This window comes from Rhizobium sp. ZPR4 (assembly GCF_040215725.1).
Classification (GTDB): Bacteria; Pseudomonadota; Alphaproteobacteria; order Rhizobiales; family Rhizobiaceae; genus Rhizobium; species Rhizobium rhizogenes_D.
The window spans coordinates 435,463-447,533 of sequence record NZ_CP157968.1 but is presented as its reverse complement, the minus strand read 5'-3'; the positions used below and the strand labels follow the sequence as shown (position 1 = coordinate 447,533).

13 protein-coding genes are annotated in these 12,071 nt (G+C 59.4%); 12 read left to right on the top strand and 1 reads right to left on the bottom strand.

Going from position 1 to position 12,071, the window contains the following annotated elements:
- Positions 1-475: 475 nt before the first annotated feature.
- The 11 genes from ABOK31_RS21630 to ABOK31_RS21580 all read left to right on the top strand — a co-directional run bounded on the left by ABOK31_RS21630 (position 476) and on the right by ABOK31_RS21580 (position 9,782).
- Positions 476-919 carry a hypothetical protein gene (locus tag ABOK31_RS21630; RefSeq protein ID WP_349960698.1) on the top strand — a complete coding sequence of 148 codons (444 nt, stop codon included), beginning with the start codon at positions 476-478 and terminating at the stop codon, positions 917-919.
- Complete coding sequence (locus ABOK31_RS21625; RefSeq protein WP_349960697.1) at positions 916-1,344, top strand: hypothetical protein; 429 nt, start codon at positions 916-918, stop codon at positions 1,342-1,344. Before ABOK31_RS21630 ends, ABOK31_RS21625 begins: the two co-directional genes overlap by 4 nt.
- Before the next feature lie 16 nt (positions 1,345-1,360).
- Positions 1,361-1,960, top strand: coding sequence for a TetR/AcrR family transcriptional regulator (locus tag ABOK31_RS21620; RefSeq protein ID WP_349960695.1), 600 nt, complete (start codon positions 1,361-1,363; stop codon positions 1,958-1,960).
- Between the two features lie 280 nt (positions 1,961-2,240).
- A complete protein-coding gene (locus ABOK31_RS21615; protein WP_350019299.1) occupies positions 2,241-3,272 on the top strand; it encodes a 2-aminoethylphosphonate ABC transporter substrate-binding protein in 1,032 nt (343 codons plus the stop codon).
- Complete coding sequence (locus tag ABOK31_RS21610; RefSeq protein WP_349960693.1) at positions 3,272-4,414, top strand: ABC transporter ATP-binding protein; 1,143 nt, start codon at positions 3,272-3,274, stop codon at positions 4,412-4,414. Before ABOK31_RS21615 ends, ABOK31_RS21610 begins: the two co-directional genes overlap by 1 nt.
- The gene (locus ABOK31_RS21605) at positions 4,407-5,276 is read left to right on the top strand and encodes a 2-aminoethylphosphonate ABC transporter permease subunit (RefSeq protein WP_350019298.1); all 870 of its coding nucleotides are present in this window, start codon (positions 4,407-4,409) and stop codon (positions 5,274-5,276) included. The genes ABOK31_RS21610 and ABOK31_RS21605 overlap by 8 nt, the downstream gene beginning before the upstream one ends.
- On the top strand, positions 5,260-6,057 hold the full coding sequence (locus tag ABOK31_RS21600) for an ABC transporter permease subunit (protein WP_349960690.1): 798 nt from the start codon (positions 5,260-5,262) through the stop codon (positions 6,055-6,057). Before ABOK31_RS21605 ends, ABOK31_RS21600 begins: the two co-directional genes overlap by 17 nt.
- Before the next feature lie 105 nt (positions 6,058-6,162).
- The gene (locus ABOK31_RS21595) at positions 6,163-7,065 is read left to right on the top strand and encodes a LysR family transcriptional regulator (protein WP_174181426.1); all 903 of its coding nucleotides are present in this window, start codon (positions 6,163-6,165) and stop codon (positions 7,063-7,065) included.
- A gap of 123 nt (positions 7,066-7,188) precedes the next feature.
- Positions 7,189-8,334, top strand: coding sequence for a TIGR03364 family FAD-dependent oxidoreductase (locus tag ABOK31_RS21590; protein WP_349960688.1), 1,146 nt, complete (start codon positions 7,189-7,191; stop codon positions 8,332-8,334).
- A 4-nt stretch (positions 8,335-8,338) separates the two neighbouring features.
- Positions 8,339-9,142: a phosphonoacetaldehyde hydrolase gene (gene phnX, locus ABOK31_RS21585; RefSeq protein ID WP_349960686.1), complete on the top strand. Its 804-nt coding sequence runs from the start codon at positions 8,339-8,341 to the stop codon at positions 9,140-9,142.
- A 169-nt stretch (positions 9,143-9,311) separates the two neighbouring features.
- Positions 9,312-9,782, top strand: coding sequence for an MEKHLA domain-containing protein (locus ABOK31_RS21580; RefSeq protein ID WP_174181421.1), 471 nt, complete (start codon positions 9,312-9,314; stop codon positions 9,780-9,782).
- Between the two features lie 126 nt (positions 9,783-9,908).
- Here ABOK31_RS21580 and ABOK31_RS21575 read toward each other — a convergent pair whose 3' ends face one another.
- A complete protein-coding gene (locus ABOK31_RS21575) occupies positions 9,909-10,724 on the bottom strand; it encodes an IclR family transcriptional regulator (RefSeq protein ID WP_349960684.1) in 816 nt (271 codons plus the stop codon).
- A gap of 267 nt (positions 10,725-10,991) precedes the next feature.
- On the opposite strand from ABOK31_RS21575, the gene ABOK31_RS21570 reads away from it, so the two are divergent.
- The gene (locus tag ABOK31_RS21570) at positions 10,992-12,059 is read left to right on the top strand and encodes an ABC transporter substrate-binding protein (protein ID WP_349960682.1); all 1,068 of its coding nucleotides are present in this window, start codon (positions 10,992-10,994) and stop codon (positions 12,057-12,059) included.
- Positions 12,060-12,071: the final 12 nt, after the last annotated feature.

Genomic DNA, 12,071 nt, shown 5'->3' with positions numbered 1-12,071 from the left:
AATTGTCGAAAACATAGTCACTGCCAATCATTTAAGGGTTGTGTTGGTGCGTCTTGGAATACACGCGGAGGATATGGGTCGAAGACCCCTCGCTGTGTGTCTATACGCGCCATATAGCGTTCCGCTATGCGCCCGGTGCTCCTCTCAAGATCATGCCGACGCTGGCATGTTGTATGCGAAATCTGCATCCGGATAGATGGCTTAATCCAGCCAGGCGATCGAAATCTCCACCACATCTGCCAAATCCGCATGGGGCGCTCACGCCGGCTTTAAGGCGGCCGGGCAGGGTGCAAGCCCCACAATATCAGGCTCAAAGAACGGACTCCCTTTACAAATGACCGACGGTCAGTCATATATGTGGGCATTATTGTCAAGTTTTGAGAGGCATCCGGATGATCGTTCGTATTGAGAGGTTGGGAGCCTCAACGCAGAGCGACGCCTGCTTCCGTCTTGCCGCATCGGGGGATATCCAGTCATGATCCGTCACGATCTCAGCCATTGGCCGCTCGTGCTTTCCGCCGCGCGCGGCACGATGTCGCTCGACGAGCAGCTCGCCTTCTTCTCGGATTGGAACGCCTGGCTCGATCGCGGCGAATCCTTTTCGACATTGCGTGTCTTCACGGACGCCGAGGCGCTCAAACGGCCGGAGGGTGGTGCGAAAGATGCAAAGGTCTGGCTTCAGGCCAATGGCGAGCGCGTCAGGCAGTTCGTCATCGGCATGGCGACCGTCGTGCCGTCGGAGGCTCTTGAAGACATGAATCGCATGAATGCCGAAAAGTTGTTCGGAGTTCCCGCGCAGATGTTCGATGATGTCAATGAAGCCGCGATGTGGCTTGCTTCCCTTTCGGCAACGCAAGGAAGACCGCTGGATGTCGGAAGGGCGTTGCGAGGTTTGGCCGCTTTGCGCGGGCTGTCATGAGCGCGCATATGTCGAGGGTGCCCGAGGGTGATGAGACGCATTGGCCGCTCGCGATACTGGTCGCGGAAACGCCGCTTGATGCGGACGGCGTGCGTGCAGGCCTCGATATGGTCGAGTCCTGGCTGAGACGCGAACAACCTTTTGCTCTCCTCCTGGTCGCGGCTTGCGGATTCGCGTTTCAAAGCGATGTAGCTGTGCTACCCATGCTGGCGCGGCGACTGGATGTCGTTCGCGAGACATTTTGCCGATCCCTTCTCGGGGTCGCAGTCGTCGCTCCGGCATCGACGGTCAATGACGCTCGGCGAAGTCTTGCTCGTCTTCCGCTCGATATGCCGTTAGAAGTCTTTGAAAGGGGCTCGCTTGCGGTGGGGTGGTTGTGCGCATCCGCTCTTTCTCCAGCGGGTATCATCATCGACAGCCTATGAACAGCGAGGAGAACCCGTGACCGTTACAGATCGTCCGCGTCCGCGCACCAAGCCGCCGGAAATTCGGCGTGAGGAATTGATGGACGCCGCACAGCGACTGTTTCTGGAGAAGGGGTTTGCCGCGACCAGTGTTGCGGAGATCGTCGATGCCGCGGACGTCGCCAAGGGTACTTTCTACCTTTATTTTCAGACCAAGGACGATGTCCTTAAAGCCCTGCAAGCGCGTTTCATCGAGCTCTTTTGCGAAAGGATCGATGCCATCGCCAGAGCGTCTGCCTCTGACAGTTGGGTGCGGCGGCTCGACGTTTTGATGGAGGCCTGCGTGCTTGGCTATCTAGACGAGGTCGCGCTCCACGATCTGGTGTTTCATGAGTTTCAGCCGACGAAGCGGGACATGAAGCGGGCCAATCCCCTTGTCAGCCGCCTGACGTCCTTCCTCATCGAAGGTCATGCCGCCGGCGCGTTCGTCTTTGTCGATGCCCGGCTCACAGCCGTCATGCTGTTCAATTCCATGCACAGCGCGGTGGATGACTGTCTGGCCGATGGGCCTGATGTCGATCGGCGCAAACTCGTTGCGGCTGTGACCGATTTCTGTCGAAGATCCATAAGCGGTTAGGCCATCGTCGCCTGCGCTACTGGCCTTTATGTTCCCGTCAGCTCTCGTATTTTTGCGGAGCCGGGGCGCCGTGATCATTGGCCGGTTCACATCAATAAATCATCCAAAGCTGGTCTTGATCGCATCGATCAAGAAAGTTCTGTTCCCTTATCAAAATTATAGACAAAAACTATTGTCATATAAATGAAATAGTTTTTAACTATGAATTTGCTCGCGCCGTCTAACGTTAGCCCGTCTCCGAATGCTGGCTGGGGTCAAGTCATTGAGCAAAGGAAAGATCATGAAAACGAAATCCATTTTTGCGCTTGCAGGCCTGCTGGCCTCCGTCGCCCTGCCGGCCATGGCCGCCGACAATGTCGTCACCATCTACAGCGCCGACGGCCTGCATGACGGCACGCCGAGCTGGTACGGAAACGAATTCGACGCCTTCACCAAGGCGACCGGCATCAAGGTTCAGTATGTCGAGGCTGGTTCGAGCGGCGTCGTTGACCGTCTGTCGAAGGAAAAGTCCAACACCCAGGCCGACGTTCTCGTCACCCTGCCACCCTTCGTGCAGAAGGCTGCAAGCGAAGGTCTGCTCGAAACCTATGCGCCGAAGGGCGCCGACAAGATCGAAACACGCGACAAGGATCCGAAGGGGTTCTACGTCGCCATGATCAACAACTATCCGAACTTCATCTACAACGGCTCGGTTCTGAAGACGGCGCCTGCGACCTATCAGGATCTGCTCGATTCCAAGTTCAAGCAGAAGATCCAGTATTCCACGCCCGGCCAGGCCGGTGACGGCACCGCCCTGATGCTGCAGGCATTCCACGCCTTCGGCGGCAAGGTTGCCGGCCTCGATTACCTGAAGAAGCTGCAGGTCAACAATCTCGGCCCGTCCGCTTCCACCGGCAAGCTTACCGCGCTCGTCAACAAGGGCGAACTCTACGTCGCCAACGGCGACCTGCAAATGAACCTGGCGCAGCAGGCCGACAATCCGAACATCAAGATCTTCTTCCCGGCCGGTCCGGATGGCAAGAAGACCGCCTTCTCGCTGCCCTATTACGTCGCTCTCGTATCTGCTGCGCCGCATTCGGAAAACGGCAAGAAGCTGATCGACTTCCTGCTGAGCGAAGATGCGCAGAAGGATGTCAGCGCCGTTGCACAGGGTTTGCCTGTTCGCACCGACATCCATCCGACGGATGAAAACTTCAAGAAGCTGCATGCCATCATGGACGGCATCGAAATCTGGACGCCGGACTGGAACAAGGTGCTCGCTGACCTCAAGCAGGATGTCGACGCCTACGGCAAGGCGATCGCGAGCAACTGATGGCGATGGCGAACACCAAGCCATCCGAGAGCGGGCGGCCGACGGAAACGTCGGCCGCATCAGCCAAGCGGATCGCCTTCGAGAATGTGTCCGTTGCCTATAACGGCCTCACCGTTCTCGACTCGCTGAACCTGACCGTCAATCCGGGCGAGATCGTCGCCCTGATCGGCCCGTCCGGCTCGGGAAAGACGACGGCGCTGCGCGCCGTGGCGGGTTTCGTCCGTCCGTCGGGCGGCCGCATCATGATCGGCGACCGCGATGTCACCAATCTCGCGCCCTATGACCGCGATATCGGCATGGTGGTGCAGAACTACGCGCTCTTTCCGCATATGCGGGTGGAAGAAAATGTTGCCTTCGGGCTGCGGGCTCGCCACACACCGGAGGAGATCATTCGGGTGCGCGTCCCGGAAGCTCTGGCCATGGTCGGCATGGCGGCCTATGCCAAGCGCTATCCGCGCGAGCTTTCCGGCGGCCAGCAGCAACGCGTCGCCATTGCCCGCGCCATCGCCATCCGTCCGCAGGTGCTATTGCTCGACGAGCCGTTGTCGGCGCTCGATGCGCAGATCCGCCGCTCGATGGTCGATGAGCTCGCAAGGCTGCATCGCGAGCTGCCGTCGCTTACCGTGCTCTATGTCACGCACGACCAGTCGGAAGCGCTGACGCTTGCCAATCATATCGGCATCATGCGCGACGGAAAGCTTCGGGCTTTCGGTGATGCTCAGTCGCTGTTTCGCTATCCGCCGAACCGCTTCTCGGCGGAATTTCTCGGCCGGGCCAATCTTCTCGAAGTCAAGGGCGTGCAGCCGCTCGACGACCAACGGGCTCAGGTGAGGTTCGGCGATCAGGTATTGGTTGCCCGTAACCATCATCGTCTATCCGCGGGCAGCGATTGCCTGCTTTGCGCCAGGCCGCATGATTTCCGCCTCGATGCACCGCAGGGCGACAGCAACCGCCTGACCGGCGTCGTGCGCAGCGTGCAATGGCAGGGCGATACCCACAATGTCACCCTCGATATTGCCGGGCAGGAAGTCCGCATGTCCTCGGCGCCGATGAGCGTGCCGCCTGTTCCCGGCGCGATGCTGACGGTTCATTTCAATCCCGCCGACGTCACCCTCGTGCCGGAGGATGGCCGTCATGGCTGATATCGCTGCCGGATCGATTGCGCACCGTCCAGGCTGGGACCGCCTCTGGAGCGTGCCGCCGCTTCTCATCCTGGCGATCTTGTTCTTCTACCCGCTGGGGCTCATTATCAGGCAGTCGCTGGGTGATCCCGGCACTCTGTCGTTTGCAGCATTCGAGGAGGTGTTGTCGTCCCGCGAATTTCATGACGGGTTGCAGCACACGATCGTCATTGCGCTCGGTTCGACGGCGGGATGCATCGTGCTCGGCTTCATCTTCTCGCTTGTCATCGCTTTCGTGCCTTTTCCCGGCGCGAAGTTCTGCGGGCGGTTGATCGATACTTTCATCGCGCTGCCGACCTTTCTGGTGACGCTCGCCTTCACTTTCATTTACGGCTCGGCCGGCCTTCTCAATGAAGGCCTGATGCGGCTGATGCAGGTTGATTTGCCACCTGTCGACTTTCTCTATTCGCAGTGGGGTGTGATCCTGGCGGAAACGACCGTTTATACCCCTTTCGTCATGCGGCCGCTGCTTGCCACCTTCTCGCAGATCGACCAGGCGCAGATCGAGGTCGCGAGCAGCCTCGGTGCCAAGCCCTGGCGCATCGTGCGGCAGGTCATCCTTCCTGCGGCAATGCCGGCTTTGATCGCCGGCGGCAGCCTCTGCTTGCTCTTGACGGTCAACGAGTTCGGCATCGTACTCTTCATCGGCGCCAAGGGCGTCATTACGCTGCCTGTGCTCATCTACGCAAAGGCGATCCAGGAGTTCGATTACACCACGGCCTGCGTCATTGCCGTCGTCAACGTTGTGCTGTCGCTCGGTCTTTATAGCCTCTATCGGGCTGTCATCGCTCATTTCGGAGGCAATCGTGCTGATATGGTCTAAGTCCGGTCGGCTTCTGGTCTGGGCATTCGTCGTGCCACTCTTCGCCGTCGTCTATGGCCTGCCGATCACCGTCATTGCGCTTGCCAGCATCAGCGGGCAGTGGAATGACATACTGCCGAGCAAGCTGACGCTGGTGCATTATGCCAACGCCTTTCGCAGCGACTCCTTCGACAGCCTGAAGGCAAGCATCATCACCGGAGCGATCGCAAGCGTCGCGGCACTCGTCAGCGGCACCTGGGCGGCTCTGGCTCTTCGCAAGATGAAGCCATTGCGCAAGCGTGCGCTCGATCTGATCTTCTTCGTACCGAGCGCCGTCCCATCCGTCTCTATCGGCTTGGGCCTGCTGGTCGCCTTCAGTCAGCCGCCGCTGCTCCTGAATGGCACGCGAACGATCGTGCTGATCGCGCATTTCGTGCTGATCTCGGCCTTCACCTACGGCAATGTCTCGGCCGGCCTGGCGCGTCTGCCGGTCGAATGCGAGCAGATCGCCGAGAGCCTCGGTGCGCGTCCGTTCTATCGGCTGCGCCGCGTTACGTTGCCGCTGCTGATGCCCTATCTGGTCGCAGCCTTCAGCCTCAGCTTCGCAATGTCGATGGGTGAACTGGGGGCGACCGTCATGGTCTATCCGCCGGGCTGGGTTACCTTGCCGGTCAATATTTTCGCGCTCTCCGACCGCGGCGCCATCTTCGATGCCGCAACGCTGACGATGATCCTGGGTGTGGCGACCTTGATCGTGCTCTGGGGCCTGTCGCGGCTTTCCAACCGGTCCGTCCTGCGTTGATGTCATGTCTCGGGGCGCATCCGGCCGAAAGCCGGTTGCGTCACCGGGATACGCGACTTATTGAAACGGGTAGCTATGCGATTTCTGAAGGTGGGGCTGTCCGGAATGCCGTCTGTTACGCTTGCGCAAATGAAAGCCGTCGAAGCATTGGCGCGTACGGGAAAGTTCTCCCGCGCGGCCGAGGACCTTGGCATCAGCCAGCCCTCGGTTTCGACGCAGATCCAGTCGTTTGAGGAGCTTTGCCGCACCCGCGTCTTCATCCGCGATGGTCACAATGTCAGCATCGCGCCGTCGGCAGTCGATCTGATCGCCAAGATCCGGATCACGCTGAAATGCCTGGGCGAGGTCGATCGCGCAATCACCGACACGACGTCGCTGAATACCGGCACGATCTCGATCGGCTTTAGCGCGCACCGCCTGATCATGCCGATCCTGACGGCTTTCGTTCGCGAATATCCCTCCCTGCGTCTGACGACGCGCGGTGGGCCTTCGCTTGATCTGGCCGATGCCGTGCTGCGTGGCGAACTCGATGTCGCGGCCGTCTCGCAGGTCGCGCCGGACAATCGCTTCTCCTCGCTGCGGCTGCATGAATCCCGCGTGGCGATCTATGGCCGCAAGGGCGATCCGATGCTGGCGAAGGGTCGACTGACGCTTGCCGATCTCGACGGTCGCGACATGGTGCTCTGGAACAAGGCGTCCGGCACTCGCACGCTTCTCGAGGATGCTGCCTCAAAGCAGGGCGTGCGGCTGAAGCCGGTGCTCGAAGTCGCGACGCTCGACGTTGCCTATGCCGCCGCCGCCGCTGGCATAGGGCTCGCAATCTCCATCGAGGGTGAAGTGCCGCCCGACGATCATATCGAGGTGGTACCCTTGGTCGAACCGGAGCTGGCGATCGGTCACTACCTCGTCACTTTGCCGGAATGCCGCGACCACGCCGCCATCCAGGCCTTTTTCGACGTGGCGAAAGAGCATGCGCGCGAAGTCGATGGCGGGCTGCCTTCGACGTGAGTCCAAATTATATGTAAATCATATAATTTCTGATAATTTATAATTCTGTAATATCGTTTTGCTAGTCTTTGCCCTATAGACTGACGGCCATGGTTCGATGCTGGCCGAGGAAAGGGTGAAGTGATGGCGAATAGGTATGATCTTGCGGTTGTCGGTGCGGGCATTGTCGGCATCGGCGTTGCGCTGGCTGCTGTGCGCCAAGGCAAGAACGTCGTCGTCATCGAGCGCAATGCCAAGGCTGTCGGTGCATCCATCCGCAATTTCGGCTTCGTCACCATCACCGGACAAAAGGCGGGCGCCCATTGGGAACGGGCCATGCGCACCCGCGATATCTGGGCGGAAATCGCCGATGAGGCTGGTATTCCGCTCATCCATCGCGGTCTGGTCATGCCCGCGCGACGTTCCGAGGCAGCCGTCGTGGTGGATGCGTTCGTGAAGACGCCGATGGGCGAAAAGTGCCGCCTGATAACGAAAGCAGAGGCTGGCGATCTTGTGCCGAGCCTGCGTCTCGATGGCGTCGAGACGGTTCTTTACAGTCCGCACGAGCTGCGCGTGGAATCCTCCGAGGCACTGCCGAAGCTCGCCGCCTGGCTCGAGGCGGGACACAATGTCGACTTCCGTTGGAGCACGGCTGTTCACGCCATCGATGGCACGCGGGTTGAGACCAGCCATGGCACGATCGAGGCGGAAGCCGTCGTCGTCTGCCCCGGCGACGATTTCTCGACGCTCTTCCCCGAGGTCATCGCCAGGCATCCGCTCACGATCTGCACGCTGCAGATGCTGCGCGTCGCACCTGCCCAGCCGAGCCGGTTCGGAGCTGCGGTCATGTCTGATATGAGTCTTGCCCGTTACGAAGGCTTTGCCGACCTGCCGGAGGCGCAAGCGCTCAAAGGCCGGCTCGATTTGGAAGAGGCCGAAAGCCGCGCCGCCGGCGTTCATCTGATCGCCGTCCAATCGGCCGACGGTTCGCTCGTCGTTGGCGATAGCCACGTCTATGGTAACGCGCAGCAACCATTCGCCAGCGAGCGCTTCGACCGGCTGATCCTCGATGAATTCGATCGCGTGTTCGACCTTCCGGGCCGCACCGTCGTCAATCGCTGGATCGGCACCTATGCCTCCTCGAAGGAGCGGACGGTACTGGTCGAGCGTCCCGCCGATCATGTCCGCCTCGTCATGGTGACCGGCGGAACGGGTGCTTCGACCGGCTTTGCACTTGGCGAGCAGGTCATCGACGACCTCTATGCTTCAACGTCTCGTTCTTGGGAGTAAACCAGTGAGCCAGTTAAAAGCCGTTGTCTTCGATTGGGCCGGGACGGTCATCGATTTCGGGTCCTTCGCGCCCATGGGCGTTTTCGTCGAAGCCTTCAGCCGCTTCGGCATCGAGGTCACCATCGCGGAAGCGCGTGAGCCGATGGGTCGGCCGAAGTGGGATCATATCGACGCCATGTTGAAGCAGCCGCGCATCCGCAACCTGTGGTCCGCGCGTCACGGTAAGGCCCCGACCTCAGCCGATGTCGACGCCGTCTACGAGGTTTTCGTGCCGATGAACGAAGAGGTCGTACACAAGTTCGCCGATCTCGTGCCCGGCACGACCGACGTCGTTGGTGCGCTCCGCCAGCGTGGAATGAAGATCGGCTCAACGACGGGCTACACCCGCTCGATCATGGAGCGCGTCTTGCCGCTTGCGAAAGAGCAGGGCTATGAGGTCGACAACCTCGTCTGTGCCGGCGACCTACCGCATGGGCGCCCGACGCCGATGAACATGTACAAATGCTTTCTCGATCTCGATGTCTGGCCGGCACAGGCGGTGGTCAAGGTTGACGATACCGGCGTGGGCATCGACGAAGGTGTTGCGGCCGGCTGCTGGACTGTTGGCGTTGTGCTGAGCGGCAACGAGGCAGGGCTCACCCCACAGGAGATCGCGGCCATGGCGCCGGAGGCGCTTGCCAAGGTTCGCGAGCGTGCCGCCGGTGTGTTGAAGGCACAGGGCGCGCATTACATCATCGACACGGTTGCCGATCTTGTGCCTGTCATCGACGACATCGAGCGTCGCCTGGCGGCCGGTGAGCGGCCGTAATTTGGTCGAGGTTTGACGCTGCTATCAATTGCCTGCCCGGGAAGTTGTGGCTTCGCGCGGAGGTTGATGCTGGATATTCGCGTCTTCCCGCTTGCCCTGCTTTTGATTTCCAACGCAATTTGATAGGTATCGCTCCCGGTCGATGCCCGGAATGGTGGGAAGAGAACAGATGACTGACAGGCCTGAAAGCAATCCCGTCGATTTATCGGTTGATGATGCCTTTTTCGAACTTCTGACCGGCAGTTTTCAACGCATTGTCGGCGTTCCACTCGCCAATCCGCAAGCAGGGCCAGATTGGCTCTATAATGAGGCGCCTTTCGTGGTCCTTGCCCATAACAGGGATGCCGATCCGCGTTTCGTCTATGCCAACAAAGCGGCCCAGAATTGCTTCGAATATCCTTGGGACGAGTTCGTAACGCTGCCCTCGCGGCTTTCGGCGGAGCTTCCCAATCGCGCGGAGCGTCAGCAGCTGCTGGACGCGGTGACTCGCAACGGCTTCATCTCCGACTATCGCGGCCTGAGAATTGCGAAATCCGGACGACGGTTTTGGATCGAGGAGGGCATCGTCTGGCAGCTCGTGGACCGAGACGGCAATTTGCGCGGGCAGGCGGCGACATTTTCCAAATGGGAAGATGCATAGCCGCGGGATAGAGACAGGCAGTCCTTGCTGTCTTTCGGAGACTGACAAGGCGGATATCCGGCCGTCATGTGTGATGAGCTTGCCGAAACGGGCGCGCATTCTTACAGTGCCGGCAACGCTAATCTATTAAGGGCCAGGTCTCGCAGGGTGGTTTGCGGCCGAGCGGCGGCTTGACAATTGCAGCGCGCCGAGGGCTTCGGCATGTTCTTTCAGAACAGCGAGATAATGTGCGCGGTTGCGTATTCCGTCTTCCCTTGGTGCGACAAGGCAGATCGTCGCAGAATGGCGGCCAGTGTCATCCTTGATCGGCACGGCAAAACAGTGGGTGAAGCTGTCGACGATGCTATTGAAGGTGAATTCACCGGCTGCTTCGGCCTCTCGTACTTCGCGAATGAAAACCGCCGGTTCCAGCCACTGAGCATTCGGCAGCAGGAAGTCCTCTTTCGGAATAAAGTCGATGATTTCATTATCGCTCATGTGGGCGACGAGCAGGCGCCCGGACGCGGTCCAGGGTATCGGGACACGGTGACCGACATCAGAAGAAATACGAAACGGTCTGGCGCCCTCGCGCATCCGCACGACGGTATATTTGTTACCGTCTAGCATGCAGAATTGCGCCGTTTCGCGTGTTTCGGTCGCGATACGCTCAAGAACCTTGTCGCATTCGGCCATGAAATCGAACTGATCCTCGTAAGCCGCCCCCAGAAGATACAGCTTGCGTCCGAGATAGACGCGTTTTTCGCTGTCGGTATATTCCAGGATGCCGTTGCGCAGCAGCACATTGACCAACTCGTAGACCGATGATCGCGGTGCACCGATATGAGTAGCGATCTCGTTCGGTTTTAAGGGCGCGCGATGCATGCGAAGGAAGTCGAGGATCTCGAAGGCCCGATCAAGCCCCCGCGCGCGCCTGGCGATCGCATCGTCGTTTATGGCATCCATCCTTGTTTCTCCAGTTCTTTCCGCAGGCGGCTGCGGACGGGCGCATGCAATCCATTGTCGAGGCCGGCCAAGCATCGTCAACCGTAAGGCATGAACGCTCCGATGCCGTGCCGTTACCGTCCTGCAAAATGCTTGTCGTCGCTCTTGTCAACTCAACAAAATACCCTAAGCTGTGCCTTGTCCAGTATTATAGCTTAATGTCTGTTATTTTGGACAAAATATAAAGACCTTTAGTGCAAGACCGAACTGCCAAAAAAGGGGAACACAATGAATTTGAATGTCCTGGAAAATTCGAAACCGCATGTGTCGCTTCTCAGCGGTATCGCCGTTGCCGCGCTGCTGCTCGCAACGACTTCGAGCACAGCATTGGCTGCCTCGAACTGCATCAAGGGTGATCGCAAGGCGCCCTATACGATCGGCTGGGCCAACATCTACTCCGTCCCGACCTGGATGAAACAGACCGAGGGCACCATTACCGACGAAGTTGCCGCTCTGAAGAAAGACGGCCTGGTCAAGGATCTGAAAATTACGGATGCGCAAGGCAATGCGCAAACCCAGATCCAGCAGATCCAGTCGATGATCGATGCCAATGTCGATGCGATCATCGTTGAGGCGGGCTCTTCGACCGCGCTCGATCGTGTCATTTCCGATGCATGCTCGAAGGGGATCGCCGTCGTCAATTTCGACAGTCTGGTTGATACCGACAATCTAACGGCCAAGATCAACACTGATTCCAATGAATGGGGCCAGAAGGCTGCCCAATGGATGGTCGATCAGCTGCATGGCAAGGGCAAGATCATCATCATGAATGGGCCGGCCGGCGTTTCCGTCAGCGATGATCGCCGCAAAGGCGCACAGCCCGTGCTCGATGCCAACAAGGGCCTCCAGGTCATCACCGAGACGAATACCGAATATAACGTCGCGCCTGCCCAGGAGGCGATGACCAGCCTTCTATTCGCCAATCCGGAGATCGACGGCGTTCTTTCCCTGGGTGGCGCGCTTTCCGCCGGCGCCGTGCTTGCTTTCGATCGGCAAGGCCGCGATCCGGTGCCGACGACCGGCGAAAACGCCCGGCAATTCCTGGAGTTGTGGAAACAGAAGGGATTGAAGGGTTGGGCGACAATGCAGCCGAACTGGCTCGGTGCCCTTTCCGTGTACACGGCTGTCCAGGCGCTGCAGGGCAAGACGGTCCCGCACTTCGTCAAGGTACCGCTGCCTGTCATCGATGACAGCAATATCGGTAGTTATCTTGCCCGGGCAGACAAGTTTCCGGCCGACGGCTACATCTATTCCGACTATGATCGGGCTCTCTTCGACAAGCTGCTGGCGCAGTAACATCGCCGGCAT

Bases quoted from the DNA above. Each gene is read 5' to 3' on its own strand.
- ABOK31_RS21630 (WP_349960698.1), top strand. From the start codon at position 476: ATGATCCGTCACGATCTCAGCCATTGGCCGCTCGTGCTTTCCGCCGCG.
- ABOK31_RS21625 (WP_349960697.1), top strand. From the start codon at position 916: ATGAGCGCGCATATGTCGAGGGTGCCCGAGGGTGATGAGACGCATTGG.
- ABOK31_RS21615 (WP_350019299.1), top strand. From the start codon at position 2,241: ATGAAAACGAAATCCATTTTTGCGCTTGCAGGCCTGCTGGCCTCCGTC.
- ABOK31_RS21590 (WP_349960688.1), top strand. From the start codon at position 7,189: ATGGCGAATAGGTATGATCTTGCGGTTGTCGGTGCGGGCATTGTCGGC.
- ABOK31_RS21575 (WP_349960684.1), bottom strand. From the start codon at position 10,724: ATGGATGCCATAAACGACGATGCGATCGCCAGGCGCGCGCGGGGGCTT.
- ABOK31_RS21580 (WP_174181421.1), top strand. From the start codon at position 9,312: ATGACTGACAGGCCTGAAAGCAATCCCGTCGATTTATCGGTTGATGAT.
- ABOK31_RS21610 (WP_349960693.1), top strand. From the start codon at position 3,272: ATGGCGATGGCGAACACCAAGCCATCCGAGAGCGGGCGGCCGACGGAA.
- ABOK31_RS21570 (WP_349960682.1), top strand. From the start codon at position 10,992: ATGAATTTGAATGTCCTGGAAAATTCGAAACCGCATGTGTCGCTTCTC.
- ABOK31_RS21595 (WP_174181426.1), top strand. From the start codon at position 6,163: ATGCCGTCTGTTACGCTTGCGCAAATGAAAGCCGTCGAAGCATTGGCG.
- ABOK31_RS21605 (WP_350019298.1), top strand. From the start codon at position 4,407: ATGGCTGATATCGCTGCCGGATCGATTGCGCACCGTCCAGGCTGGGAC.